This is a genomic window from Salinibaculum salinum, from assembly GCF_037645885.1.
Lineage (GTDB): Archaea > Halobacteriota > Halobacteria > Halobacteriales > Haloarculaceae > Salinibaculum > Salinibaculum salinum.
This window is the reverse complement of the sequence record NZ_JBBENW010000012.1, coordinates 118,364-144,650: the sequence shown is the minus strand read 5'-3', so window position 1 is coordinate 144,650 and position 26,287 is coordinate 118,364. Positions and strand designations below refer to the sequence as shown.

Annotated in this window: 26 protein-coding genes; 15 read left to right on the top strand and 11 right to left on the bottom strand. The window is 61.7% G+C overall.

From position 1 onward, the window contains the following. The 7 genes from WDJ60_RS12140 to phoU (WDJ60_RS12110) all read left to right on the top strand — a co-directional run. A partial coding sequence (locus WDJ60_RS12140; RefSeq protein ID WP_340100728.1) for a phosphate ABC transporter ATP-binding protein occupies positions 1–616 on the top strand: 616 nt, incomplete at its 5' end. A 261-nt stretch (positions 617–877) separates the two neighbouring features. Continuing rightward, a complete protein-coding gene (locus tag WDJ60_RS12135; protein WP_340100726.1) occupies positions 878–1,843 on the top strand; it encodes a PstS family phosphate ABC transporter substrate-binding protein in 966 nt (321 codons plus the stop codon). Between the two features lie 45 nt (positions 1,844–1,888). Then, positions 1,889–2,821, top strand: a complete 933-nt coding sequence (gene pstC / locus WDJ60_RS12130) for a phosphate ABC transporter permease subunit PstC (protein ID WP_340100724.1) — start codon at positions 1,889–1,891, stop codon at positions 2,819–2,821. 46 nt (positions 2,822–2,867) lie between these two features. Beyond that, on the top strand, positions 2,868–4,568 hold the full coding sequence (gene pstA / locus WDJ60_RS12125) for a phosphate ABC transporter permease PstA (RefSeq protein ID WP_340100722.1): 1,701 nt from the start codon (positions 2,868–2,870) through the stop codon (positions 4,566–4,568). A 4-nt stretch (positions 4,569–4,572) separates the two neighbouring features. Continuing rightward, positions 4,573–5,475 carry a phosphate ABC transporter ATP-binding protein PstB gene (gene pstB / locus WDJ60_RS12120; protein WP_340100720.1) on the top strand — a complete coding sequence of 301 codons (903 nt, stop codon included), beginning with the start codon at positions 4,573–4,575 and terminating at the stop codon, positions 5,473–5,475. Next, positions 5,475–6,143 carry a phosphate signaling complex protein PhoU gene (phoU, locus tag WDJ60_RS12115; protein WP_340100718.1) on the top strand — a complete coding sequence of 223 codons (669 nt, stop codon included), beginning with the start codon at positions 5,475–5,477 and terminating at the stop codon, positions 6,141–6,143. The genes pstB and phoU (WDJ60_RS12115) overlap by 1 nt, the downstream gene beginning before the upstream one ends. A gap of 92 nt (positions 6,144–6,235) precedes the next feature. Continuing rightward, positions 6,236–6,910: a phosphate signaling complex protein PhoU gene (gene phoU, locus WDJ60_RS12110; RefSeq protein WP_340100716.1), complete on the top strand. Its 675-nt coding sequence runs from the start codon at positions 6,236–6,238 to the stop codon at positions 6,908–6,910. A gap of 20 nt (positions 6,911–6,930) precedes the next feature. Here phoU (WDJ60_RS12110) and radB read toward each other — a convergent pair whose 3' ends face one another. Together radB and WDJ60_RS12100 are read right to left on the bottom strand one after the other, a co-directional pair. After that, positions 6,931–7,623, bottom strand: a complete 693-nt coding sequence (gene radB, locus WDJ60_RS12105; RefSeq protein WP_340100715.1) for a DNA repair and recombination protein RadB — start codon at positions 7,621–7,623, stop codon at positions 6,931–6,933. Positions 7,624–7,668: 45 nt separating this feature from the next. Next, positions 7,669–8,565 carry a hypothetical protein gene (locus tag WDJ60_RS12100; protein ID WP_340100714.1) on the bottom strand — a complete coding sequence of 299 codons (897 nt, stop codon included), beginning with the start codon at positions 8,563–8,565 and terminating at the stop codon, positions 7,669–7,671. A 71-nt stretch (positions 8,566–8,636) separates the two neighbouring features. Here WDJ60_RS12100 and WDJ60_RS12095 point away from each other — a divergent pair, with 71 nt between their 5' ends. Further along, positions 8,637–9,380, top strand: coding sequence for a hypothetical protein (locus WDJ60_RS12095; RefSeq protein ID WP_340100712.1), 744 nt, complete (start codon positions 8,637–8,639; stop codon positions 9,378–9,380). A gap of 20 nt (positions 9,381–9,400) precedes the next feature. Here WDJ60_RS12095 and larC read toward each other — a convergent pair whose 3' ends face one another. Next, positions 9,401–10,756 (bottom strand): nickel pincer cofactor biosynthesis protein LarC, encoded by a 1,356-nt coding sequence (gene larC, locus WDJ60_RS12090; protein WP_340100710.1) that lies wholly within the window; start codon positions 10,754–10,756, stop codon positions 9,401–9,403. A gap of 49 nt (positions 10,757–10,805) precedes the next feature. Then, complete coding sequence (locus tag WDJ60_RS12085; protein WP_340100708.1) at positions 10,806–11,048, bottom strand: hypothetical protein; 243 nt, start codon at positions 11,046–11,048, stop codon at positions 10,806–10,808. A 249-nt stretch (positions 11,049–11,297) separates the two neighbouring features. Between WDJ60_RS12085 and WDJ60_RS12080 the strand changes: the two genes are divergently transcribed. Further along, a complete protein-coding gene (locus WDJ60_RS12080) occupies positions 11,298–11,672 on the top strand; it encodes a truncated hemoglobin (protein ID WP_340100706.1) in 375 nt (124 codons plus the stop codon). Positions 11,673–11,761: 89 nt separating this feature from the next. On the opposite strand, the gene WDJ60_RS12075 is transcribed toward WDJ60_RS12080, so the two are convergent. After that, on the bottom strand, positions 11,762–12,190 hold the full coding sequence (locus WDJ60_RS12075) for a universal stress protein (RefSeq protein ID WP_340100705.1): 429 nt from the start codon (positions 12,188–12,190) through the stop codon (positions 11,762–11,764). A 215-nt stretch (positions 12,191–12,405) separates the two neighbouring features. On the opposite strand from WDJ60_RS12075, the gene WDJ60_RS12070 reads away from it, so the two are divergent. The 3 genes from WDJ60_RS12070 (at position 12,406) to WDJ60_RS12060 (ending at position 18,090) form a co-directional block, all read left to right on the top strand. After that, the gene (locus WDJ60_RS12070; RefSeq protein ID WP_340100703.1) at positions 12,406–14,634 is read left to right on the top strand and encodes a CDC48 family AAA ATPase; all 2,229 of its coding nucleotides are present in this window, start codon (positions 12,406–12,408) and stop codon (positions 14,632–14,634) included. A gap of 641 nt (positions 14,635–15,275) precedes the next feature. Continuing rightward, positions 15,276–17,795 (top strand): efflux RND transporter permease subunit, encoded by a 2,520-nt coding sequence (locus WDJ60_RS12065; protein ID WP_340100702.1) that lies wholly within the window; start codon positions 15,276–15,278, stop codon positions 17,793–17,795. A 112-nt stretch (positions 17,796–17,907) separates the two neighbouring features. Continuing rightward, a complete protein-coding gene (locus tag WDJ60_RS12060) occupies positions 17,908–18,090 on the top strand; it encodes a hypothetical protein (protein ID WP_340100701.1) in 183 nt (60 codons plus the stop codon). A gap of 7 nt (positions 18,091–18,097) precedes the next feature. Here the strand turns inward: WDJ60_RS12060 and WDJ60_RS12055 are convergent, their stop codons facing one another. The 6 genes from WDJ60_RS12055 to WDJ60_RS12030 form a co-directional block, all read right to left on the bottom strand. Next, positions 18,098–19,240, bottom strand: coding sequence for a CBS domain-containing protein (locus WDJ60_RS12055; RefSeq protein ID WP_340100738.1), 1,143 nt, complete (start codon positions 19,238–19,240; stop codon positions 18,098–18,100). Between the two features lie 105 nt (positions 19,241–19,345). Next, complete coding sequence (locus tag WDJ60_RS12050; RefSeq protein ID WP_340100700.1) at positions 19,346–19,975, bottom strand: DUF7546 family protein; 630 nt, start codon at positions 19,973–19,975, stop codon at positions 19,346–19,348. Between the two features lie 4 nt (positions 19,976–19,979). After that, positions 19,980–20,192 carry a hypothetical protein gene (locus WDJ60_RS12045; RefSeq protein ID WP_340100699.1) on the bottom strand — a complete coding sequence of 71 codons (213 nt, stop codon included), beginning with the start codon at positions 20,190–20,192 and terminating at the stop codon, positions 19,980–19,982. Beyond that, entirely contained in the window at positions 20,189–21,943 is a 1,755-nt protein-coding gene (locus WDJ60_RS12040; protein ID WP_340100698.1) for a b(o/a)3-type cytochrome-c oxidase subunit 1, read from the bottom strand. The genes WDJ60_RS12045 and WDJ60_RS12040 overlap by 4 nt, the downstream gene beginning before the upstream one ends. Next, positions 21,940–22,449, bottom strand: a complete 510-nt coding sequence (locus WDJ60_RS12035; protein ID WP_340100697.1) for a cytochrome c oxidase subunit II — start codon at positions 22,447–22,449, stop codon at positions 21,940–21,942. The genes WDJ60_RS12040 and WDJ60_RS12035 overlap by 4 nt, the downstream gene beginning before the upstream one ends. Before the next feature lie 6 nt (positions 22,450–22,455). Then, entirely contained in the window at positions 22,456–22,689 is a 234-nt protein-coding gene (locus tag WDJ60_RS12030; protein WP_340100696.1) for a hypothetical protein, read from the bottom strand. 101 nt (positions 22,690–22,790) lie between these two features. Between WDJ60_RS12030 and WDJ60_RS12025 the strand changes: the two genes are divergently transcribed. From WDJ60_RS12025 to WDJ60_RS12015, 3 genes are read left to right on the top strand one after another with little or no spacing between them, the layout of a single operon-like run. Next, entirely contained in the window at positions 22,791–22,988 is a 198-nt protein-coding gene (locus WDJ60_RS12025) for a DUF8131 family protein (protein WP_340100695.1), read from the top strand. A 3-nt stretch (positions 22,989–22,991) separates the two neighbouring features. Then, complete coding sequence (locus tag WDJ60_RS12020) at positions 22,992–23,849, top strand: sulfite exporter TauE/SafE family protein (protein WP_340100694.1); 858 nt, start codon at positions 22,992–22,994, stop codon at positions 23,847–23,849. A 2-nt stretch (positions 23,850–23,851) separates the two neighbouring features. Then, entirely contained in the window at positions 23,852–26,257 is a 2,406-nt protein-coding gene (locus WDJ60_RS12015; protein WP_340100693.1) for a heavy metal translocating P-type ATPase, read from the top strand. Positions 26,258–26,287 lie beyond the last annotated feature (30 nt).

Here is a 26,287-nt window from a genome sequence, read left to right as displayed (position 1 = left end):
CCTGCGGTGTATCAACCGCATGAACGACCTCGTCGACGCCGCCCGCATCGAAGGGGAACTCCTCTTTCGCGGAAAGAACGTCTACGACGACGACGTCGACCCGGTGGCGCTCCGGCGGAAGATCGGGATGGTGTTCCAGCATCCCAACCCCTTCCCCAAGAGCATCTACGACAACGTTGCCTACGGGCTCCGGGTCCAGGACCAGACAGACAATCTCGACGAAAAAGTGGAGCAGGCGCTCAAGCGAGCCGCATTGTGGGACGAGGTCAAAGACCAGCTCGATTCGAGTGCGCTGGACCTCTCCGGCGGGCAACAGCAGCGACTCTGTATCGCTCGCGCCATCGCTGTCGACCCAGAGGTGATTCTGATGGACGAGCCGGCGAGCGCGCTCGACCCCATCGCCACCTCCAAAATCGAGGACCTCATCGAGGAACTCGCCGAGGAGTACACCGTCGTCATCGTCACCCACAACATGCAGCAAGCGGCCCGTATCTCCGACCAGACCGCCGTCTTCCTCACCGGTGGCGAACTCGTCGAGTTCGACAAGACAGACAAAATCTTCGAGAACCCGGAGAGCCAGCGCGTCGAGGACTACATCACCGGCAAGTTCGGGTAATCTCTCCCGGAGTGACGCTGACATGTTCCGCTACTGTGCGGCGATAGCGGGCATTTGACCTGTTTTTGGATACCAGTGCTGAGATGAGTTGTTTCGGTGCGCGTATAACGGATATATAGTCCTCAATAGACAACAGTTCGAAACTGTGAGTGTATAGTAAAAAGTACGACTAGGTTCCGAATAGACCGGTCCGTGTCATCACATAGTCGGACATGTGGGAATTATAAAGGGGTTTTATTATAACTCGCCCAGGTTCACCTGATGACGCAAGACAGAAGTCTTGACGGTGTATCACGGCGTAAGTTCCTCGTCGGAGCGGGCGCAGCCGGTGCAGTTGCACTTGCAGGCTGTCAGGAAGGGGCCAGTACAGATACTGAGGAGGGGCTGTCCGGAGATATCATAGTCAAAGGCAGCAGTACCGTGTTCCCAGTGTCAGACCAGATGGCACAGGACTTCATGGCGGAACACGACAAGGTCAACGTCACTGTCGACTCGACGGGCAGTGGTGGTGGATTCGAGAACCACTTCTGTCCCGGTGAGGCAGACCTCAACGGTGCATCCCGACCGATCAAAGACTCGGAGATTGAGCAGTGTTCGAGCAACGACGTGGAGCCTGTCGAGTTCAGAATCGCAGGCGACGCGCTGACGATGGCGGTCAACAACGACAACGACATCGACTGTGTTACGCCGGACGAGATGAGTCAAATCTGGCGCGAAGGCGGTGCCGAGCGCTGGTCCGAGGTAAACTCGGACTGGCCAGACGAGGAGATTCCTCTGTTCGGTCCAGCTGAGACATCGGGGACGTACGATTGGTTCAACGAGAACATCGTTGGCTCGAACACGCAGCACACGGCTCGACACCAGCCCACCGAAGAGGACGAGACAATCGTTCAGGGTATCCGTGACAACGAGTTCGCAATGGGGTACTTCGGCTACGCCTACTACAACAGCAACACTGACGCGGTGAAAGCGCTCGAAGTCGACGGTGGCTCCGGCTGTACGGCACCAAGCCTCGCGAACGCGAAGGACGGGTCCTACCCGATGGCCCGACCGCTGTTCATCTACCCCGCGAAATCGGCACTCGAACGCGAGGAAGTGTACGAGTTCATGAAGTTCTACCTCACGCAGGCCGAGACCGACATCGTCGAGGAAATCGGGTACGTCCCATCGAGCGCGGATCTGCGGGACGACAATCTCTCGAAGCTCGACCAGGAAGCGAACGTCTAATTTCGGCAGTGAATCACCGTATTTCGTTGAACGAGACTACTAATAATGAGTACTGAAACACCAGAAAGTGAGATTACGTCGCGGCCGGCGGGGAAGGCGGCCCGCGAGCGGATTTACAAATACGTATTTTTTGCATGTGCAGGTCTCTCGGTGGTTATAACGGCGAGCATTCTAATTCTCCTCGCAAAGGAATCGATTGCGTTTTTCGGGATGTTCAGCCCGGTCGAATTCTTTTTCGGGACAGAATTTCTACTCTCACGTGAGCAGTTCGGTGTCCTTCCACTGGTCAGTGGGACCCTCCTCGTGACCGTCATCGCGGCATCTGTGGCACTCCCCGTCGGTGTCGCCGCAGCGGTGTACCTGAGCGAGTACGCGAGCGACCGTGCACGGTCGGTTCTCAAGCCGGCACTGGAGATACTCGCCGGAATTCCAACCGTCGTGTACGGTATCTTCGCGCTCGTGTACGTGACCCCATTTCTCAGAACGCTCGGACTCCCAGTAAACACGTTCAACACACTGAGTGCATCGCTGATGGTCGGCATCATGATCATTCCGATGGTGTCCAGCCTGAGTGAGGACGCGATGAGCGCCGTCCCGGACTCGTTGCGTCAGGCAGGCTACGGAATGGGCGCAACGAAGTTCGAGGTGTCGACCGGCGTCGTCATTCCGGCTGCTGTGTCCGGTATCTTCTCGTCATTCATTCTCGCGCTGTCGCGGGCAATCGGTGAGACGATGATTGTCGTCGTAGCTATGGGGTCGCGATCCCGGTTGATCGATTTCCAGGAGCCGTTGCAGAACCTCTGGATGGGTAATCAGCCGATGACTGCAGCAATGGTCCAGATTAACGCCGCTGACAACGTCTCTGGGGCTGGCTTCAACAGTATGTTCGCCATCGGACTGACGCTGTTTGCCATCACGTTCCTGATGAATCTGGCGAGCAATCGTATCGCCGCCCGCTACAGGGAGGAGTACGAATGACGAGGCTGCGACCGAACGGCAGACAACTGACGGAGGTGACTCACTAATGGCAACAGAGAAAGAAGAAGCGGGTTGGCACGAGGCGAGTGGACAGGTGACGAGAATTCGTGGTCGCGCTTTCGAAGCCATCTGTCTCGCAGCGACCTCGTTTGCACTGATTGCGGTTCTCGTGCTGTTGCTATTCGTCGCCAACGACGCGATTCGGCCGTTCGAAGCAGATCCCGGCTGGCACCTCATTTATTTCCTGACGCTGGTCGTTCCGTCTGTCGGACTCGCACTGTACTACTACAGGCTCGACGACCCCGCAGGTGAAGTCGCGTACGCGACGACTGGTATCCCTATCGTCGGACTGCTACTCTCGGGTGGCTTCCTCGTCACGTTCGTCGAACTCATCTCTATCGTCGAGTGGTTCGCGCTGGTACTCTCCGTCGGAGTTGCTATTGGAGCTATCATCGCTCACGCACGACTGAGACAGGAAGCAGCCCTGGAACGTCTCGGCGTCATACTCCTGGCTCCGATACTGACGATTTTCGGTGTCCCTCCAGCAGAGTTCATGACGGTGCTCAACTGGGCACTGGGGTCCGTAGGCGTCTCGCTGGAACTCGGCGTGCGACTTTCGAGTGTTCGGGAACTGTTCTTGATGATTCCGGTCCTTCCGGCAGACTGGTTGCTCCTCATACTCACACTAACTGTTCCAGTCGGCGGTGGGTTCGGACTCCTCGTCGCACGGCGACGAGATGACCAGCGGGACGGGATAACATTCCTCGGAGCCTCTGTCGTCGCTGCCGGCCTCGGCGTCGTTGCCGGCCCTGCAATCGGTATCGGTGCTGACGCATGGGTGCTGCTGGTGACGTTCACAGTCGTCCCGCTTGGCGTTTACATCGAGGGAGTCGTTCGTCGCAACGAGGGGACGAAGGGGCTCATCTACCCACTTGTACTCATCGGCGGCGTACTCCTCGGTGCACTTCTGGTCCGCCAGCTGGGATTTGCCGCGCCCAATCCGTGGCTTGACTGGGGCTTCCTGACGAACGCCCACAACCGTGACCCCACGGTAGCCGGCATCTATCCGGCGATGGTCGGGTCGATAATGATGATGATAATTATCGTCGTCATGCTCATTCCCGTCGGAATCGGTGCGGCCATCTATCTCGAAGAGTACGCGCCGTCGACGGGGTTGACTGGCCGTATCGTGACGCTTATCGAAATAAACATCGGCAACCTCGCTGGCGTTCCGTCGGTCGTCTACGGGTTGCTCGCGCTTGCGCTGTTTATCAGGATAGTTAACCTGCCGACCGGGTCGGTCATCGTGGGCGGCCTCGCGGTGGGGATACTCATCCTGCCTATCGTCATCATCGCCGCTCAGGAGGCGATTCGGGCGGTTCCCGATTCGCACCGCGAAGCCTCCTACGGGATGGGGGCAACTCGCTGGCAGACGACCCGTGACGTTGTCCTGCCCCAGGCGATACCGGGAATCCTCACCGGAACGATTCTCGCACTCGGACGCGCGCTCGGAGAGACGGCGCCGCTCCTGATGATTGGACTCGCGTCGTCGGTGAGACTCGCGCCAGGTGGCTTCTTCGACCTCGGTGCAGCGATGCCTCGGCAGATATTCTCCTGGGCGAGCGAGCTGGACCCCGCGTTCAGACACGGCGTCCTCGCCGCAGGTGTCGTGACGTTGCTTGCGGTGTTGCTCATCATGAACGGGACCGCAATCATCATCCGGAACAAGTACCAGCGAGAGAGTTGATAGAATGACACAAAATGACATGACGAGTTCGAGCGAGAGTACCGAAACACAACAGACCAGTGCAGCGAATGCCGGACCCGACCCATCGACTGAACCACTCGTCACCTCATCGATCGATGTCGAAGGGCGAGAGTCGAGTTCCCCCGCTGGAACTGCTGAGACCGTCATCGAGACGAAAAGTCTCGATGTCTTCTACGGCGACACACAGGCACTCCAGAGCGTCGACATGGAGATTCCCGAACAGCAGGTGACGGCGATGATCGGCCCGTCCGGCTGTGGGAAGTCGACGTACCTGCGGTGTATCAACCGCATGAACGACCTCGTCGACGCCGCCCGCATCGAAGGGGAACTCCTCTTTCGCGGAAAGAACGTCTACGACGACGACGTCGACCCGGTGGCGCTCCGGCGGAAGATCGGGATGGTGTTCCAGCATCCCAACCCCTTCCCCAAGAGCATCTACGACAACGTTGCCTACGGGCTCCGGGTCCAAGATGAGACTGCGAACCTCGACGAGAAGGTCGAACAAGCACTCAAGCGAGCCGCACTGTGGGACGAGGTCAGTGACCAACTCGACAAGAGTGCGCTGGACCTCTCGGGCGGGCAACAACAACGCCTCTGCATCGCCCGCGCTATCGCTGTCGACCCGGAAGTTATCCTGATGGACGAGCCGGCGAGCGCACTCGACCCCATCGCAACGTCGAAAATTGAAGACCTCATCGAGGACCTCGCCGAAGAATATACGGTCATCATCGTCACCCACAACATGCAGCAAGCGGCCCGCATCTCCGACAAAACCGCCGTCTTCCTCACCGGTGGCGAACTCGTCGAGTTCGACGAGACGGGCAAAATCTTCGAGAACCCGGAGAGTCAGCGCGTCGAGGACTACATCACCGGCAAGTTCGGGTAATGTCACGCAAGTCCTTCCAGCAGTCACTCGATGGCCTGCGCGATGGGGTCCTCGGGATGGGCGAAACCGTCGCTGCTCGCCACCGGGACGCAATCACGGCGCTGGAGAAACAGGACCCTGGACTGGCACGGTACGTCGTCGACAACGACGACGAAATCAACGAGCTGTATCTCGATCTCGAACAAGAGTGTATCGACCTCTTCGCGCTCGAACAGCCGGTCGCAGGCGACCTCCGATTCGTCGCCGCATCGTTCAAGATTATCACCGACCTCGAACGCATCGCCGACCTCGCGACGAACATCGGCCGGTACGTCATCGAGACCGAGACTGAACTTGTGCCGCGTTCGGAACTCGTCGCCATCGGAGAGTCCGTTGGTGAGATGGTAGACGACGCGCTCACCGCGTACGCACGCGAGGATCCAGAGCTCTGTGAAGCGCTTGCTAAGCGTGACGATGACGTAGACGGGCTCTGTGCGGATGCGACCGACCATCTCGTTCGGAATCTGCTCGCACGGAATCCGAATACGCCGGCACTGGAAGACCTGCTGGCAGACGTGAACCGACAGCTCCTGACGATTCGAGACCTCGAACGCGTCGGCGACCACGCCGTCAACATCGCCGCTCGCACGTACTATCTGGCAGAGGGCGACGACGCACTGCTGTACTGAACTCTATTGAGGGCTCCCCATACATCTGTTGACAAAGGGAGAATGCTGTAGACAGCACAACGTACTTATTTCGGGACAGCACACCACAACCCATGCCACGAGAGGGGTACCAAGACCAACTCGACGATTTACGCGAAGAAGTCCTCTATATGAGCGAAGTCGTGCTCGACCAGCTCCGGAGCGGGCTGTCGGCACTCGACAGCAAAGACGAAGACCTCGCATGGGACGTCATCGAGGGCGACCACGAGATCAACGAGATGTATCTCGAACTCGAACAGGAGTGTGTCGACCTGATAGCACTCCAGCAACCAGTCGCCGGAGACCTTCGCTTTATCGCCGCGTCGTTCAAGATCATCACCGACCTCGAACGCATCGCCGACCTCGCGACCAACCTCGGTGACTACACGCTGGAGGCCGAACGCGACATGTTTCCCGACGTTGACATTCAGGCCATCGGCGACGAAGTCATCGGGATGATAGAGGACGCCATGGAGGCCTACGCCAACGAGAGTGCCGACGGCTGCTACGCCATCGCCGAGTACGACGACACGGTCGATGCCCACTGTGAGCGTGCCTCCGAGACGGTCGCCCGCGAACTTATCGAACAAGAGGGTGTCAACGACGAGGAGGAAATCGACCAGCTCATGCGAGAGGTGTATCGCCTGCTGTTGACGATTCGGGACCTCGAACGCGTCGGCGACCACGCCGTCAACATCGCCGCACGTACGCTCTACATGGTCGAAAACGACGACGACCTGCTGTACTGACTGCTGCAACCGCTATCCGCTCATCTGCTCGTCGTTTCCAGGCCGTCGCCCGTGATGGAGAACTGGCCCGTCGTTCCCGCCTCGCGAGCGTGGTGTTTCTCCAGTGTCGCTCGTCGGTTGCCACCCCGGAAGCGATCCAGGCGGAGGATGATCGCAGACCAGTGGTTGAGCGTGTGTCCGCCGAGCGCCCGCGACTGGTCGGAGTCAGGGTCGGTAAAGACCTGGTTCGTAAAGCCGACCGCGAGGTCGTGTTTGCGCGCAAGCGAGAGCAGGTGCGTAATCTGCCTCGCGACCGACCGCAGCGCTTCGCCCTCTGCCTGTTCGGTCCGTTCGAGCCGGTAAAACCCGGTCGCGCTGTCGAGCACGATGAAATCGACCTCCGGGGCGAACTCGGCGGCATCCTGCACCGCTTCCTGCTGATCCGAAAAGGAGAGCGCGTCGGTGATGATGAGCCGCGACGCGAGATCCTCGACCGACTGATCCGGTCCGGCGTGCCCGCTCGCGAGTTGTTCCATCCGGTCGAGCGAGAGGCCCTCGGTGTCGATGTATAACACCGACTGGCCGGCAGCCGCAGCTTCCATCGCCGCCGAAAGGACGACGTTGGTCTTGCCGGAAGCGGGCGGACCGTACACCTGTGTGGCCGCGCCGCGTTCGAACCCGCCACCCAGAAGGTCGTCGATGGCTCCACAGCCAGTCGGTATCGGGTCGCTCACACTGAACTCTTGGTGAGCGTTCGCATAAAAGGACTCGTCTCCACTTCACGCGACCGGCAACCGCGGAAGATACTGATCGAGTGCGGAGACAACCGCCTCTTCGTCGTCGATGTCGTCGCGGTCATAAATGAGGGGGAGTCGCCACGGGGCGCGTCGGTGGAGGACGATAGCATCCTCGGCGACGGTGTACCCCTCGAAATGGTCCCACTCGTAGAGCGCCCGCGCGGCGGGCATCTGCTGTTCGAGTCCGGCCGACGTCGCGTGATACGTCCGCGCCTGACCAAACGTAAAGACGACCGCTCCCATCGGAATCAGCACGTTTGCCAGTGGCTGGAGAAACGGATGGTTCCAGACCACCGGAACGCCGAAGGCGACAATACCACCAGCGACGCCCAGCGCGCCGAGCAGTTGCATCGGGCGTCGCCGCCGGTCGGACCACGCCGCACGCCAAGTTGCGTGGCTCTCTGCGAGTTCAGTAATCGCCTTCGAGTACCGCGATCGGGCCATAATTCCGAGAATGCCACCGGCGGCGAACCCTCCGACTGCGGCGACCGTCCCGAGCAGTCCGTCGGCGCTCGAATACTGGCCGGTTCCGACGAGGATAGCTCCAGCGACGGCGACAGTTCCGGGTGCGACGAGTGCGGGGAGCCACCGCTTCCGCGTGCTGCCGAGTCGGACCGGCAGACCACGAATCCGGCGAACCGCGATGGCGGCGACAGCCACCGTGAAGACAAGACCACCGAGGAAAACCAGATACAGTACCGCCGGGTCGCCGACAACACGGGTGACGCCCGCAGTCACCAGCGGTGCGACGAGCAACGCCGCGTAGAGACCGGTGACGACCGCGAAGACGTCGTCGGGACGCTCGTCGAGTGCCGGTGGACCCACCCGCCCATCGGTCACAGTACCGGCGGTAGGCGTGGGCTCTGTGGAGGGCGACATGGCTCTCAATCTGGACTACAGAGTGATAAAACCGATCAACTGCTAAGTACGCCGACCGTCAACAGCAGGTCGTGATAGTCGTCGCCACCGAAGACTTCGAAGTCTACCACGACGTCGTGACGGAACTCCGCGAGCGCGGCGTGGATTTTACGACCGTCGAGCCCGGCGACCCCATCCCCGAATCGGCGACAGTCGTCATAATCGCCGCGGGTGAAGCCATCGGCCCACCTGACGATGTCCCGGCAGACGTGACGGTCGTCACTGCCAGCCCCGGGAACCCGCGGAAAGCAGTCGAAGAGGCGGTTGGGCTGCTCCGAAACGACGCTGGACAGACGATCGTGGGTATCGACCCCGGCGACCGGCCAGGCATCGCCGTCCTCGTCGGCGACCGAGTCGTCGCAACCTTCCAGGTGCCAGCCGAACAGGCTGCCGATGTCGTCCGGGAAGAACTCGACGGCGTGCCGGAGCCGCTCGTCCGCATCGGCGACGGTGCGCGCCTGGTCGGCGCTCGCATCATCGACGATATCGAAGACCTGCCGGTCGAACTCGTCGACGAAACGGGGACGACGCCGTATCTGGGGACGGGCACGCGCGGAATGGGTGACGTACTCGCGGCAGTGAACATCGCACACATCGAGGGCGAACAGGTTACCTCCCGTGACATCGAACCGACAGCGGGTGAACTCCAGCGAATCAAGAACCGCTCGCGCGAACAGAGCGAGGGAAATCGCGCAATCAGTGAGACGTTGGCTCGGAAAGTCGCAAGCGGCGACCTCACGCTGGAGGAAGCGCTCGACGAACACCGAGAGGGATGACTACCGACTCCTGACACCGACTATCCTTCCCGAACGGCGTTCTCCGCCCGACGCATAACCTCCCTGACCGGGAGGCCCGTCTCACGAGCCACGGTCAGCGCGTCGTCGTACTCCGCGCTCACGTCGTAGGTGTCACCGTCGGCACTGGCACTCTTGACAGCAATTTCGTATTCGGTTCCGCCGTGGGAAATTGTCACGCTCGTCTGCTCGCGGTCGGCAATCCAGCGGTGGCCAGTGCCGTACTCTCGGATGCCGAGCGTCCCCGTCTCCTCGGCGAGTCGGCGAGCGATACGCTGTGCGTCCGCTGGTTTGACGACGACTTTCACGAGGTGTCCCGGGCGGGATTTTTTCATCGTCAGCGGGACGATAGAGACATCACGCGCGCCCGCTTCGACTAACGTCTCCTGTAGTCCGCCGAGAATCTCCGGGGAGACGTCGTCGAGGTTCGTCTCCAGAATCGTAATCGAGTCCCGGGTGAGGTCGCCGGTCGTCTCCCCGACGATTGCCCGGAGGACGTTCGGATGTGAAGCAAAGGTATAGCCACCAGCACCGTAGCCGGAATGCTCGATGGCAATCGACGGAAGATGCTCGACACCGTCTGCGACGTGTGCGAGAATCGCTGCGCCGGTGGGGGTCAGCAGTTCGGCCTCGACTGGGCCGCCGCGGAGTTGCCAGTTCGCGCGTTCGGCGATCTCGACGACAGCGGGTGTCGGGACTGGATAGGTCCCGTGAGACATCTCCATCTCACCACCGCCCGTCGCCAGTGGCGTCGTCACGATTCTGTCAGGATCGACGTCCGCGAGCAGGAGACAGACACCGACGACGTCTGCGATGGCGTCGTCGGCCCCGACTTCGTGGAAGTGCGTCTCCGACAGGTCAGTGCCGTGGACGCCGGCCTCCGCCTCACCGAGAATCTCGAAGACTGCCAGCGCGTCTGATTCGACGCTTGCCGGCAGATCCATCCTCTCCACGATATCGACGACTTCGGCGTAGCTTCGAGTTGGACCGTGCCCTTCCGCGTGCGTGTGGTCGTGGCTGTGATTGTGGGAATGGTCGTGGCTGTGGCCGCCGTCGTGGTCGCCGCTGTGACCGTGGTCGTGGCTGTGGCCATCGTCGTCATCCGTCTCGTCGTGGCTGTGGCTGTGTTCGTGACCGTGTGCCCCGTCCGACTCACCTCTACTCGATACGTCGGTCAAGAGCACGTCGACGGTGGTCGAATCGACACCGTTTTTCACCGTCTGGCCGACCTCGTATCGGACATCCAGAGCGTCTTCGACGGGCGAGAGGGCGGCGCGGTCGGCACCGGCAGCGAGGAGTGCAGCCAGAAGCATGTCGCCGCTGGCACCCATCCGGCCATCGAGCGCGAGCGTTCGCATACACGAGCGCAGGCGGGCGCGGGACAATACGCTGACGGTCGTCCCCGAGTCAGGGGTCGTATCGCCACTCTTCCTCCTCGGACGGTGGGTCCCGGTACGCGACGACCAGCGCACCGATGCTGACAGCCGAGCCAAACTCCAGTATACCGATGGTGATGATGTGCTGAACGACCGAGAACCCGAGCGGTTCGGTCACCGACGGCGGCACGAAAAGCCCGAGTGCGGCGACCGTCACCAGGCCGAACAGAATTGCCCAGACGTGACGAGGAAAGTACTCCTGTATGGGTGCCATCATTTCCGATTCTATATCGAGTATACAAAATCTTTGCGCAGTAATTCTACCATTTGTTGTATTGAAATACTATAGCAGAACAATTGAGTAGTAAATGTAGCAATCCGTAGAATAGCTCCGGTTCAGAGACGGGCAATAGTGTGGCAGCCAGTCAGCAACGTTGTGCCGTACGACGGTTCTCCCTCGGAAAGTGGAGAGTAATAACGGATATCGAAAGTTCCTTGATAGAACGAACATTATTCCCGGATTATGTCTGAAGAAACGGTATACGAACGTCTCGGTCAGCGCGAGGGGATTCGGGCTGTTGTCGACGACTTCTACGACAGGCTTCTCGCCGACGACGAACTGGGCTCGTTTTTCGACGAGGCGGATCTGGAGAAGCTACGGCGGACACAGACCGACTTTTTGTGTGATGCCGCAGGGGGGCCAGAGACGTATGATGCGGCGCCGGTCCGCCAGGCTCACTTGCACATTCCCTTCACACCCGAGCATATCCAGCGTGCCGTCGAGTTACTTGACGAGAGTCTCGACCATTACGACGTCTCCGAAGATGATGCAGAACTCGTCGTTCAGGCAGTTGCCACGTACGAACAGGACCTGCTGGCGCGTCCGGATGACAGTTGACTGTCGACACTGGTATCGACAGCCTGCAGTAAGGATGAGAGACGTTTGCTATTTTGGGGCCTGCGGGTGTGAAAAAACGGCTCCAGTAGTCAGTGCGAGCGGACGACGTGGACGTCGTACGCTCCGTCGGCGCCGATTGCACCGAACGGCGTCTGTAGACGGTCGTCGTCTCGCGTCCCGTCGGTCCCGACGAACAGGACCGTCGCACCGACATCCTGAGCGACCTGTTGGATGCGGTCGGTGACGCCGTCGTCGGGAGACTGGGCACCAGACTCCTCGTAGTTCCGCTCGGCGTCGTCGGTCGCCTCCTCGATTTTTCGCCTGAGTTCCGAACTCGCGGTCTCGGCCGCAAAATCCTCGTCGGGCTGAATCCACTTGCGACGTTCAGCGTAGGTCGCGCCCGTCGGGATGAGGCTAACGGCGACGATCTCCTCACCGAGTGCCTTGCCGTGTTCGACCGCGCGGGTCAGTGCCGCTTCGGCGACAGGCGAGCCATCGAACGGAACGAGAAACACCATATCTGGAGATACCGCGTGAAGGCTAATCAAAGTAACCGCACCGGAGAAAAACCACTAGCCTGTTCCCGGCGTCCGACCCACAGTTGCAGTAGCCACCGCGAAAAACCGGTGCCGCATCTCACTGACGTTGATAGGTTGCGGTTCCCCGGACCGACCGCCGGTAGCAAAAAGCATATCTCTCGGCATCTACGAGTGTCAACACATCCCAGTCTACTATGAATGAAGTTCAACTGGAGGTGGCGAAGGCCTACCCCAACGACTCGGGCCGCGGCATCGCCCGCCTCGACCCCGATACGCTGTTGCATCTCAAGTTGTCGCCCGGCGACATCATCGAAATAGAGGGTGCAGACGTGACGGCGGCAAAGGTCTGGCGCGCCGACCGCCAGGACTGGAACACTGACACCGTTCGAATCGATGGGTTCACTCGGCAGAACGCAGACGTCGGCATCGGCGAGCGCGTCGAGATTCGGAAGGCCGAGGCCGAGAAGGCAGACAAACTCGTCCTCGCGCCGCCCGAAGAGGCGAGCGTCCAGTTCGGCTCCGACGCCGCCGGCATGGTCAAACGACAGATCCTGAAGCGACCGGTGGTCGAGCGCGACATCGTCCCCGTGATGAGTTCGACGAATCACCCGTTCATGCGCTCACCCGGACAAGCGATTCCGCTGATTGCCGTCGAGACTGAACCAGACGGCGTCTGTCTCATCACCGAAGACACCGACGTGGAGCTCCGGGAGGAGCCGATCAGCGGCTTCGAGAAGACCGGTGGGGGAATCACCTACGAGGACATCGGCGGCCTGCAAAGCGAGATTCAGCGGGTCCGCGAGATGGTCGAGTTGCCGATGAAACATCCCCAGATTTTCAAGAAGCTCGGCATCGAGCCACCCCAGGGGGTGCTCCTGCACGGCCCGCCCGGCACCGGCAAGACGCTGCTGGCGAAGGCCGTCGCCAACGAGACGTCTGCGAGTTTCTTCTCCATCGCCGGCCCGGAGATCATCTCGAAGTACTACGGCGAGTCCGAACAGCAGTTACGTGAAATATTCGAGGACGCGAGCGAGGAGTCACCCGCTATCATCTTCATCGACGAACTCGACTCCATCGCGCCCAAGCGGGAGGACGTGACCGGCGAAGTCGAGCGCCGTGTCGTCGCCCAACTCCTGACGATGATGGACGGCCTCGAATCCAGGGGGCAGGTCATCGTCATCGGCGCGACCAACCGCGTCGACTCGGTCGACCCCGCACTCCGCCGCCCCGGCCGATTCGACCGTGAAATCGAAATCGGCGTCCCCGACGAAGTCGGACGCGAGGAGATTCTCCAAATTCACACCCGCGGGATGCCCCTTTCCGACGACGTGAACCTCTCGCGGTTGGCCACCGAAACCCACGGTTTCGTCGGCGCTGACATCGAGAGTCTCACGAAGGAGGCGGCGATGAAGGCGCTACGCCGGTATCTCCCGGAAATCGACCTGGACGAGGAGGACATCCCGCCGAGTCTCATCGACCGGATGATTATCAAGCGCGACGACTTCCGCGGCGCGCTCAACGAGGTGAGTCCGAGCGCGATGCGCGAAGTGCTGGTCGAGTTGCCGAAGGTCAACTGGGACCACGTCGGCGGCCTCGAACAGGCGAAAAAGGAGGTCCGCGAGTCCGTCGAGTGGCCGATGAACAGCCCCGAGAAGTTCGAGCGAATGGGCGTCACGCCCCCGTCGGGCGTCCTGCTCTACGGCCCGCCCGGCACCGGCAAGACGCTGATGGCGAAGGCCGTCGCCAACGAGACCGACGCCAACTTCATCAGCGTGCGTGGTCCACAACTGCTCTCGAAGTGGGTTGGCGAGTCCGAGAAAGCCATCCGTCAGACCTTCCGGAAGGCCCGGCAGGTTGCCCCGACGGTCATCTTCTTCGACGAACTCGACTCGCTCGCGCCGGGCCGTGGTGGCGGTGACACTGGCTCGAACGTCTCCGAGCGCGTCGTCAACCAGCTCCTGACCGAACTCGACGGACTGGAGGAGATGGAAGACGTGATGGTCATCGCGGCGACCAACCGACCGGATATGATAGACCCCGCGCTCATCCGCTCGGGGCGGTTCGACCGCCTTGTGATGATCGGCGAACCCGACACGGAGGGTCGCGAGCAGGTGCTGAAGATTCACACCGAGGACGTCCCCCTGACCGCGGACGTGAGCCTTCGCGAACTCGCTGAAATCACGGAAGGGTACGTCGGGTCGGACCTCGAATCCATCGCCCGCGAGGCAGCCATCGAGGCCCTGCGAGAAGACGAGGACGCAGACCAGGTTGAGATGCGACACTTCCGAAAGGCCATGGAGAACGTCCGTCCGACGATTACCGACGAAATCCGCGACTACTACGAACAGATGCAGGAGGACTTCAAGGGCGGCGGTCCCGAGCCACAGCGCAGTCGGAGCGGCGGCCGGATTGGGTTCCAGTAGGGAAGTCTCTACTTTTTTCGGCGTCCTCAGAAATCGAAGATTTCTGCCGGGCTGTCCTCAGAACGCGAAGCGTTCTGATGTGCATGGAAAGCGCGAGTGATCACTGGAACTATTGAATATTCTGTGAAGTGCGCCACAGCCATTGGCTCCGAGTGAAACAACTCTATTCCTCCACCGGGACTCTCACTCGTTTCAGCGCTGTATTCAGTTCTTGCGCATACCACTCATGCGTCTACCATACTGCGCAAGAGCTTCGCTCTTGCGAACATAGTGAAAAAGGCTGCTCACGGTCGGTAGACCGCTCGCAGGTGCCATCTGGTTCTCACCGCAACCGCACAGCACCGCTATCGGCGTACCTGCCCTCCCCCGTATCTGCGAGCGAAGCGAGCAGATGCTCGAAAGACGAGTAGAACTAGTCTTTTCGGTGTGTCGCGCGATGAAACGCGCTCCCGGCCACCGCAAAGGCAAGCCGCAATCATCACGGAAACGTATCATTACCACCCATACAGTAGTTCTGACAGTCGATTGCTACCGAATCTCATATCCTCAGCTATACTGATATATAAAAACACTGGCGGGATTCCGAGTCTGTAGCGCTGTCTCTATTTATACGGGGTTGGTCGGTGAAGAGTCGAGTGAGAATGATTCGAGACGCCCTCCAGAGAAGCGTCGACTTCGTCACGGAGCACAACCGCATCACGCTGCTCGTGATGGTGCTCCTGACTGGGCTGGTAGTGGCTGGTATTCCCCAGATAAACACCGCCAGTCAGGCAGGTGGCTCCGCAGACCAGTTCGAGAACGTCGACCGCATTCAGAAGGCACAGTACATCGAAGACGCCTACGGCAATGCGACAGCAGACCATTCGAATAGGACCTTCCGGACCGTCCACGTCTGGGACGAAGATGGGAACGTCCTCTCGAAGGAATCGCTGTTAACCGGTCTTCAGTACCAGGAGGAAATTAGAGAGAACGACTCTGTCGGGACTACCCTCCACGACGACGGCATGGCTGGCATCGAGAATCTCGTCGCCACGCGAGCGGCCGGTGACCGGAATGCCAGCCTCGACGAGCAGATTCGAGCGCTCGAGAACACCAGCGCGGCCGAGGTCGAAGCGCTGGTCGGCCAGACACTCTCCGAGGACCCGCGTGCCCAGCGCTTCCTTCCGACCGAACACGACGGCAGCGCAACCTCCACCGACCGACGTCTCCTGGTCGCCTTCGATACCGAGACGGACGCGGATATCCTGAGTACGGCAGATAGCGCACTGTATGAGTCCGCCGAGGACCGTGCAGAAGCCGGCTTCTTCGTGTTGGGTGCAGACGCCTGGGACGGCGCCAACGAGCAGTTCTTCCAGCAGATGATCGAACTGGTGCTGCCCATCGCCCTGTTGCTCATCCTCGTCATACTCGCGTTCGCGTATCGCGATCTCATCGACGTGGTCGTTGGCATGAGCGGCGTCGTCCTCTCGGTCCTGTGGATGTTCGGCCTGCTCGGCTGGCTCGGCGTCGAAGCCGGCACCACCAGCATCGTCCCGGTCGTACTTGTCGCTGGGCTGAGTATCGACTTCGGCTTTCACGTCTTCAACCGCTACCGCGAAGAGCGCGGCGACGGCGACGGAATCCGCGCGCCGATGGGCCGGGGCGTCCGTCTGGTGACGACGGCGCTCATCCTGGTGACCGTCACCGCCGCAATCGGCTTCCTGGCCAACCTGGCGAACCCGCTCCCGCTCATCCGGGACCTGGGCGTCAGCATCACGCTCGGCGTCGTTTCGGCGCTGGTTATCTTCGTCACCGTGGTCCCGGCGCTGAAGATTAGCATCGACGGGCTCCTCGAGCGAGTGGGTCTCGACCGGCGCAAGCAGGCGCTGGGTCACGGCACCTACCTCCGCCCGGTGTTGCAACGGAGCGTAACGCTCGCGCGGCGGGCCGCACCGGTTGTCCTCATCCTCGCAGTTCTGGTCGGGGCCGTTGGTGGACTCGCGTGGACCGGTCTCAGTGAGGAGAGCTACCAGCAGGCAGACGGCGAGGTCGCAGAGTGGAAGCAGAACCTTCCGGGCCCGCTAGGCTGGGAACAGAGTGAAGTCCCCGAACAAAGCAATCACGTCGAGGAGGTGTACCAGCCAGCAAACGCCGACGAGGCGATCCAGTCGCGGATACTCCTCCAAGGTGACGTGACCAGCGACAGTACGCTCGAAGACATCGACGCCGGCGTTCGGGAAATCGACAGCGAAGGGCTGCTCATCTCCCAGCAGGGAACCCAGGCCGAGCAGTCGCCGGTGACCGCGATGCAACGCGTCGCACAGGAGAACGACACCTTTGCGACAGTCTTCCAGCAGGCCGACAGTGACGGGAACGGTGTCCCCGACCAGAACCTCGAAGAGCTCTACGATGGGTTCTACGCCGCCGATAGCCAGACTGCAGAAAGCGTCATCGAGCGCACCGACGGCGAGTACCGCTCGGTGCTCGTGACTCTGTCGCTCGACGCCGAGTACGCAGAGGCCGACAGCGTCGTCCCGAAACTCGACGGCGGGGCCGCGACGATGGAGGGCAACGCTGACCGGACCGCGACTGCCGCCGGAACGCTGGCCCTCAACGATGCCGTTCTCGACCAGATAATCGGCGGCATCGTTACGACGATGCTCATCGCGCTCGTTGCCATCGTCCTTACGCTGACGGCCGTGTTCAAGTACATACACGGAAGCGCAACGCTGGGGGCGGTGGTTTCCATCCCGATCGCGCTCGTCGTGGGGCTGGTCGTCGGCGGCATGTACCTGCTCGAAATCCCGCTGACGCTGCTGACCGCCCTGCTGATGAGCCTCGTCATCGGGCTGGGTATCGACTATAACATCCACATCGGTGACCGTTTCGCCGACGAACTCCGCGCTGGCAAAACGTCGGTCGAAGCGCTCGACGCTGCAGTCACCGGAACCGGTGGCGCCCTCCTCGGCAGTACGCTCACCTCCGCGGCCGCGTTTGCGACGATTACGCTCGTCCCGCATCCACAACTCCAGAGCTTCGGGAGCATCGTCGTGATTGCGCTGCTGACTTCGTTCCTGGTCAGTGTGCTCGTATTGCCGAGCATCCTGCTGCTGTGGGACCGGTACACCACGAACGGAGTCCGGACCCCCGACACCGCTGAGAACGTCGTCGCACAGGACTGACCGACCATCCCCGTGTTTGTTCGGCAACCCACGGAATCGACCCGCGGACGCTGACAGTTGGACTTGCCACGCCAACGGGTACACCCCATTCATCAATTGTGGGGAGGGGTCGATGCAGACGGTCAACCTCGGGGAAGATACGCGCGACGGCGACGACCTCCGCTGGGTACCGGTGTCAGGCAGGACCGAGGAGCAGGTGGTAACTGTCACCGTGCAGACGGCGGACGGAATCTCAGTCCCGTCGCAGTACTCCGTGACAGACCGAAACAACGGGAGAGAGAGTCCGAGACGGTGAGTCCCGACTAGAGTTCGCCGAGCTTCCGGAGCAACTGGCCGCGGTACTCCTCGTCGGCCTGAACGCCTTTCACTTCGAGGACGTTGCGTTCGAGTTTGTCCGTCGCGACGCGGAACGCGGTGTCGGCACCGTAGCCTTCCCCGGAGCCGGCCGCCTGACCCTTGTTGGTCCGCAGGCGGATCTGACACTGGATGAGCGGCGTGCCGCGGAGTTTCTCCTTGTGTTCGTGGAACCGGACGTGAGCGTGCTGGACCTGCATGTCCTGGTACTTGCTCGCGACCGTCTCGATTCGCTGCCGAATCTCCTCGCGGGTGAGCGTCTCCAGCACCGAGATGTTGGTGATCTGAACGTCCATGTGCTCTTCTTCGGTGAACGTCAGCGCCCGGAGGACGTCCGTCTTGGTGACGACGCCGGCGACCAGTCGGTCGTCGTCCTCCGGCGTGACGACGAGCCCGTCGTAGTTGTTGTCGATCATCCGCTGGACCGCAGACCGAACTGACTCGTCGCTGGTCGTCGTGGCGACCGGGCTGCTCAGCACGTCGTAGACCGGGATGTCGAGGATGCGGTCGATGTCACCGGCCCGGTCGCCGGTCGTCGCCTTGTCCATGTCGCGAACGACTACGTCGACGATGTCGTGGGTCGTGACCACACCGGAGAGGTACCCGTCCTCGTTCAACACCGGAAGCCGGGAGATGCCGTTCTCCCGGAAGAGATTGATAACCTGTCCGATGTTGGTACCCTCGTTGACGGTGACGACGTCGGTCGTGTAGATCTCATCGACGTCGAGGGCATCGAGGTTGTCGAGGACAGCCTCGAGTATCTGGTCGCCGGAGATCGTCCCCCAGAGGGAGCCGGCCTCGAAGACGGGGGCGATTTTGGAGGCCCCCTCGACGAGGACGCGCGCGACTTCGCGCACGTCGTCGGTCCGTTCGACCATCGGCGCAGAGCCCATCAGCGCCTGTGCTTTGGCGTCGTCCTCGACGTGGGACTGTACTAGCTGTCTCTGGGTAATGACACCCGCGTACTCGCCGTCTTCGGTCACCACAATGCCCCGGGGATTACCTTCCTCGAAGATAGCACGGACTTTTCCGAGTCGTTCGTCGGCGTCAACCTCTGCGTAGTCGCTGGTAGCGATATCAGCAATATCCATCGTAAGTTCCCATTCTGAGGGTTCGACGCCTGGCATAATCAAAGTTGGTAAACGTTCTCATAGAGGAGAAAACGGCGACGGGGTATCAGGTCCCTGGTGACGCCGTCAGACGCCGTCACCACGGCGAGCGAGCACGGCAAGGGCCCCCGCCGAGAGGAGAAAAGCTGCCGTCGCGAGCGGATACTGTGCAGTCGAGATCGTCGCTGCGACGGACCCGGCGCCGAGTGAGCCGGCGAGCCCGGCAAGCAGCGGTGCAGTACAGCTCACGCAGGCGAACAGACCGAGGACGCCCGCTGCAGTCGTCTGGAGTGTCGCCTGCAGCGCGCTCGCGGCGAGCACGCCGAGCGTCGCGTAGCCGACGACCAGAAACGGGACGACGGTGACGGTCAGGAACGAACCGGTGTAGACGACCGCCGGCCCCCAGCCCGGCATGCCGAAGTGGACGAAGAGCCCTGCCGGGCCTGCCGGTGAGCCGAGCAGACCGGCAGTCCACAGCAAGACGAGCGTGTAGCCCGCCCCCACTGCGAGTGGTACCGGAGAGAGGTCGGCGAGTCGCTCACGGACGAGCCACAGCACGGTCAGGCTGGCGGCGAGCCAGACGACCGGATACACCACCTGTGAGAGGGAGTGAACGACGGGGTCGACAGCGAGGGTGTAGCCGAGGACGACACCAACAGCTGTGGCAGCGGCAACCCACAACCGCGGGACCATCGGTTCCGTTGCGTGACCTGCCATCGTTTCACTGTGCAGTTTCGCTGTTCGAGCGGAACACGTCGAGGATGACGCCGAGCGCGCTCAACAGACCAATCATGACGAGGAGGTACGGCGTCATCGGTACTTCGAGTCCGATGAGCATCCCGAAGACGGTCCGGAGTTCGAACCCGATGGCTGCCATCATCACCAGCCCGACGAGTAGCCCACCGCGCGTCCGGATAATCCAGGGTTTGCTCATGGAATCACCCCCGAAAGGAGCGCGACGACGCCCTGGAGCCAGTCGGAAATCGGAGCGATCACGACCGGGAAGGCGTCACCGCCGGGGCCGAGGAGGCCACTGTCCTGGATGATCGCCCCGAGTGGCAGGACGTACGCGAGCACGACGAGCAGGAGCGCAATGCCTGCCCACAGCCGCATGTTGTCGAGCACTCTCGGACTGTCCTCCGGCCCGGAGAGGGCTGGCGGGAGGCTCTGTCCGAGGTCGGATCGCTTTGGCGTGTCCATCGAGAGCATCAGATTCGACAGGAACAGCACCGTCGAGAGGAACAGCAACGTTCCACCGATAGCAATCTGGATCCGGAGTTCGCCAACGGTCCCGAAGATCGTCGGGAAGTCGAAGGCCTCGTACTGGGGCTCTGCGGTCCGACGCGGAATCCCGAAGAGTCCGCCGACGTGCATCGCGTTGGACATCAGCGCCATACCACCGAACCACATCACGACCTGTCCGAGTGCAATCGGTCGCGAGTACAGGCGGTGGTTGGTAATCTGTGGCCACAGCCAATAGGTCCCGGCCATGAACGTCAGCGTCACTGCGGTCCCAACGGTGAGGTGGAAGTGACCCGGCACCCACAGCGTGTTGTGGACGAGGTAGTTGATGTTCATTCCGGCGTTTATCATCCCCGAGAACCCGCCGGCAGCGAACATCAGGCCAGCGAGTGCCATTCCGGTAAAGGCCGGGTCACGCCACGGGAGCGCGCGGAGCCAGCCGAAGAGGCCGGTGCCGCCACGCTGGCGTGCACCGTGTTCGATGCTGGCCACGACAGTGAACGCAGTCAGGAGACTCGGCAACAGCAGGAACATCGTGTTCGTCATCGCGATGAACTTGAAACTCTCCGCGATACCGGGGTCGACGTACTGGTGGTGAATCCCCACCGGCGTCGAGAGGATGACGAACAGGATAAAGACCACGCGTGCGAGCGGGTCACTGAACAGCTGTCCGCCGGCGATCTTCGGGAGAACGGTGTACCACAGCAGGTACGCCGGCAGCAGCCAGAAGTAGACGACCGGGTGGCCGAAGAACCAGAACAGCGTCCGGGTCAACAGTGGGTTGACGGTATCGATGAATCCCAGCGACCACGGCAGGAGGAAAAACAGGACAGAGATCGCGACGCCGATGGTGGCGACGTACCACATGATCATCGTCGTCAGGACCATGAACGTCTGGAGCGGGATGCGCTCGTCGGGGTTGTCCTTCTTCCAGGCGAGCCAGGTGCGGAACCAGTCTGCACCGGCCAGCCACGTTCCGATGATGAATATCACGAGGCCCGCGTAGAAGGCTGGGTGTGCCTGCAGCGGCGCGTAGAACGTAAAGAGCACGTCCGCGCTCACGTCGATTTCCTGCACGAAGCCGAGGAGGATCGCTGCACCGGTCATCACCGACCCGATAGACATCAGCGCGAGCCACGCTTTCGTGACGGTGATGTTCACCGGTCCCCGGTCGAGACTCCGCGTGACTGCCCACTGATAGAGCCCGACGAGGAAGAAGATGGTGAAGACGATAGCCAGGAACACACCGTGGGCAGTCAGGACGGTGTAATAGTCCGCCGAATCGATGATCCGGATGACGTTCGTCCGGTGCAATGCCTGAACGAGGCCAAACAGTGCACCGATGCCGAGCATGACGAATGCAACGAGGAAGGCCTGTCGGGTGATGGCGGCTTCCTCGGGGAAGCGGTCCGCAAATGTCGTTGATTCAGTGTCCGTACTCATTGTTCACTCCCGTTGTACTCATCCTGTGGAACGACTTCCATCGTACCGGCCATGTCGTGGTGACCCTGGCCGCAGTACTCGTGACAGACGATACCATACTCGCCCGGCTCTTCGGCTTCGACAGTAATTTCGGCCACTTCGCCAGGGATGACCATCGTGTTGGCGTTCGTGCCGACGATGGAGAAGCCGTGAATCACGTCCGAAGACGTGACGTAGAAGTTAATTGTGCTGTTTGCCGGGACGGTAATCGGAGAGGCGGTACCCGGCGAGAAGGCGAACTGGCGAGAGATGACGTGAACGTCGTACTCGTTTTCACCGACCTGTTCGACGCCGGGGTCACCGAACTCCGGGTGTTCCGAGAGGTTGTTCGGATTGACGACCTCCCCGCTCTCGTCAACCATCGTCACGCCCGCACCGACCGCACCGTAAGTGATCGTCGCGATGAAGCCGACGATGAGCAAGAGTCCGAGCCCGAGCCAAAGTTTCTCGTATTTGTGGATATGCATGGACTATCACCCCACCACGATCAGGTCGTTGCCCAGGAACTCGATGAAGTACATGAATACCCACATCAACACGAGGATGGCCATATAGATCAGTATCAACGCGAGTGTCCCTTTGGGGTCGTATTCCTCGTGGGACAACTCCCGCTCGATGCCCTCCTGTGTCGGCGGCGCCGACACGCTCTTCTCTGCCTCGGCGTCCTGCTCGCTGCTTTCGGCCGGGACAGTTGCGCCACTACTCATAATTGACCCTCTATGGCTGGGTATACAAATAATCCTATGCCGTTCTCAGAGAGTTAGAATGGCCCGAAGCAATTTAGAAGTACGATTACTTACGGAGCCGTATGGATGTTACACCAAGACTGGTTGGACTGCTCGGGCTGATCTCCATCATCCCAGCTGTCGTGTTCATTGTGTTCAACTCAGAATGGATTGCTGCCGTCACACTCGTGAACGTTCTCATCATCACCGCGAGTATCGCTATCGCGATGTCCCCCCACGAGCATGAACACGAGAGTGACGCACACGCGAACGGAGTCTAAGCGATGTCGACGGCCGCCGTGGCCACGCTGATGACGACACTCCTCAGCGACGCAGCTACGGCGGTCCCCGGACAGGCAAGTATTCCGGTCAGTCCGGACCTCGCGCTCTTTTTCGTCGTCGGCATTCTCGCAGGAGCCCACTGTCTCGGGATGTGTGGCCCGCTGGTCTCGATGTACGCCGAGCGGATTACCGCAGGCAGACAGGTGACCGACCCCGGCCGCGACCGTCTCACGCTCTTCGACGTGCGCCAGCACGGACTGTTCAACATCGGCAGGACTGTCGGGTACGCCGCAATCGGAGGCATTCTCGGCCTCGTCGGCAGCGTCGTCGTGGGTGGGGTCGCAACCCTATCGCCGATTGCCTCGACAGTTCGGGGGAGCGTCGGTATCGTCGTCGGCCTCTTCATCGTCGGAACCGGTCTCAGCTACCTCCTCCGCGGTACGGTGGCCACGGCGACGCTTTCGGCACTCCCCGGCTTCGGCCGCGTCTTCGGTAAACTGACCGGACTGTTGACCGAACGGGTCGACCGCGTCGCCAACTCGACGGGCATCGCCGGCGTCGGCGTCGTCCACGCGTTTCTTCCCTGCCCGATCCTCTATCCGGCGTATCTCTACGCGTTCGCGGTCGGTGACCCCGTCCGTGGCGCGCTCGCGCTCGGATTGCTCGGCCTCGGAACGATTCCCGCACTCCTCGTCTACGGGCTCGCCCTTGGGTCGCTGTCGGTCGGTCATCGCCGGACGCTCCACCGGGTGCTCGGCGTGGCCTTCCTCGCGCTAGGCTACCTCCCGCTCGCACACGGGCTGATGCTCTTTGGCGTCATGCTCCCGTACCCGGATATCCCCTACTACCAGCCACTCTAATCATGACAGGATGTACACTCTGTGACCTTGAGGTGCCCGCGGACCCGATTACTGACCCGGACGTCGATGGAGAGTTCTGTTGTCGCGGCTGTCTGGAGGTCGCTCGCTCGCTGGACGGCGTCGACGCCGAATCCGTCGACCTGGAGGAACTCGCGGACGACAACCCTATCGAAGACGCTGACGGCGAGGTAACATACCTCTCAGTCGACGGGATGCACTGTGCGACGTGCGAACGGTTCCTGGAGATGACCACCACCGACCACGACGGGGTCGAGGCCGCCGCTGCCAGTTACGCGACGGACACGATGAAGGTCGTCTACGACCCCGATGCGGTCACCGAGGCTGAAGTTCCCGATATCGTCACTCGAAGTGGCTACCGCGCCTACGGCCGCGAGGAGGAGACGACCGACGAAGACTCCCCGGTCGCACGACTGCTCGTCGGCGGCTTCCTTGGCATGATGACGATGATGTGGTACATCCTCTTCGTCTACCCACAACACTTCGGCTTCGACCCCGTCGTCGATTTCGGGACGTTCGGCCGGCTCTATCTGCTGGGCCAGATATGGCTGTTTGCGACCATCATCCTCCTCTATACCGGCTTTCCACTACTTCGTGGTGCGTACGTCAGTCTCCGGGCAGGACAACCCAACATGGACCTGCTGGTCGCACTCGCCGCGACCAGTTCGTACGTCTACAGCGCCGCGATAACCGTCATGGGCGGCATCGACGTCTACTTCGACGTGACCGTCGCCATCGTGCTGGTGGTGACGACGGGCAACTACTACGAAGACCGAATCAAGAGTAAGGCAGTCGACTTGCTCTCGGAGTTGACCGAGGCGCGCGTCGCCGAGGCACGCACCCGCGACGGCGAGACGATACCGGTCGAGGACATCGAATCGGGCACAGAACTGCTCGTCCGCCCCGGCGAGCGGATTCCGCTGGACGGGACCGTCGTCGAGGGCGTCGCCGCCGTCGACGAAGCGCTCGTCACCGGGGAGTCGCTGCCCGTGACGCGCCGGCCCGGTGACGAAGTCGTCGGCGGCGGCGTCGTGACCGACCGGCCGCTCGTGGTCGCGGTCAGCGACGAGGGGACGAGTACGCTCGACCGCATCGTCGGCCTGCTCTGGGACATCCAGAGTTCCCGTCGCGGCATCCAGCAGCTAGCCGACAAACTGGCGACGGTGTTCGTCCCGCTGGTCGTCGTGCTCGCGCTGGTCGCCGCACTCGCGACGATAGCGCTCGGTGGAACCACCACCGCGGCCGTGCTCGTCGGACTGACGGTCCTCATCGTCTCCTGTCCGTGTGCGCTCGGACTGGCGACCCCGCTAGCTGTCGCGTCGGGGGTCCAGCGGGCGGCCAGAGACGGCGTTGTCGTCGGTTCGGAGACCGTCTTCGAGACGCTCCCCGAGACGGACGTGGTCGCACTCGACAAGACCGGGACGCTGACCAGCGGTGAGATGGCCGTGACCGAAGTGAACGATAACGCAAGCGGAGACGACGGGGTGCTCGCACGCGCGGCCGCGCTCGAACGGTACTCGAACCATCCCGTCGCAGATGCCATCGTGGCCCACGCCGCCGATATCGGTGCGACGACGCTGGACGTCGAGGGGACGGACCGCCGGACCGACGGCGGAACGGTCGCCGGAGACGTAGACGGTCAATCGCACGCGACAGCCGCGGTCGACATAGAGCCAAAAGGCGTCGTCGGCCACGTCGCTGGCTCGGAGACCGTCGTCGGTCACCCCGACCTCTTCGAGGAGCGAGGACTGTCGGTACCCACAGCGTACGCCGAGGCGGCGTCGGCCGCCGCCGAGGCAGGCGAGGTTCCGGTTCTCGTCGGCTGGGCCGGCGAGTGTCGTGGCCTCATCACCGTGAGCGACCGACCACGCGAGGACTGGCAGGCGACCGTCGAGACGCTCGCCGCGAACGGGCGGGACGTGGTCGTGCTGACCGGTGACGACAGCGCCGCCGCAGACCGGTTCAGAGACCATCCCGATGTCGAAGAGGTGTTCGCCGGGCTGCCGCCGGACGGCAAGGTGGCGACGGTCCGGCAACTCCGCAGTCGGGGCCGTGTGACGATGATCGGGGACGGTGCCAACGATGCGCCCGCACTCGCGGCCGCGGACGTGGGCGTTGCGCTCGCTCAGGGAACCGAATTGGCGACCGAAGCGGCCGATGCCGTGGTGACGAGCGGCCGCCTCGATGCCGTCCCGACGCTGTTTGCAGTGGCCGGGGCAACCAGGTCACGAATCCGGCAGAACCTCGCGTGGGCCTTCGGCTACAACGTCGTCGCTATCCCGCTGGCCGCGACTGGTCTCCTGAATCCGCTCTTTGCCGCGCTGGCGATGGGGACCAGTAGTGCACTCGTCGTCCTCAACTCCAGTCGGCAGTTGCTGGACGACGACTGATAGCGCGAACCGAAGCACTCTGATAGAGTT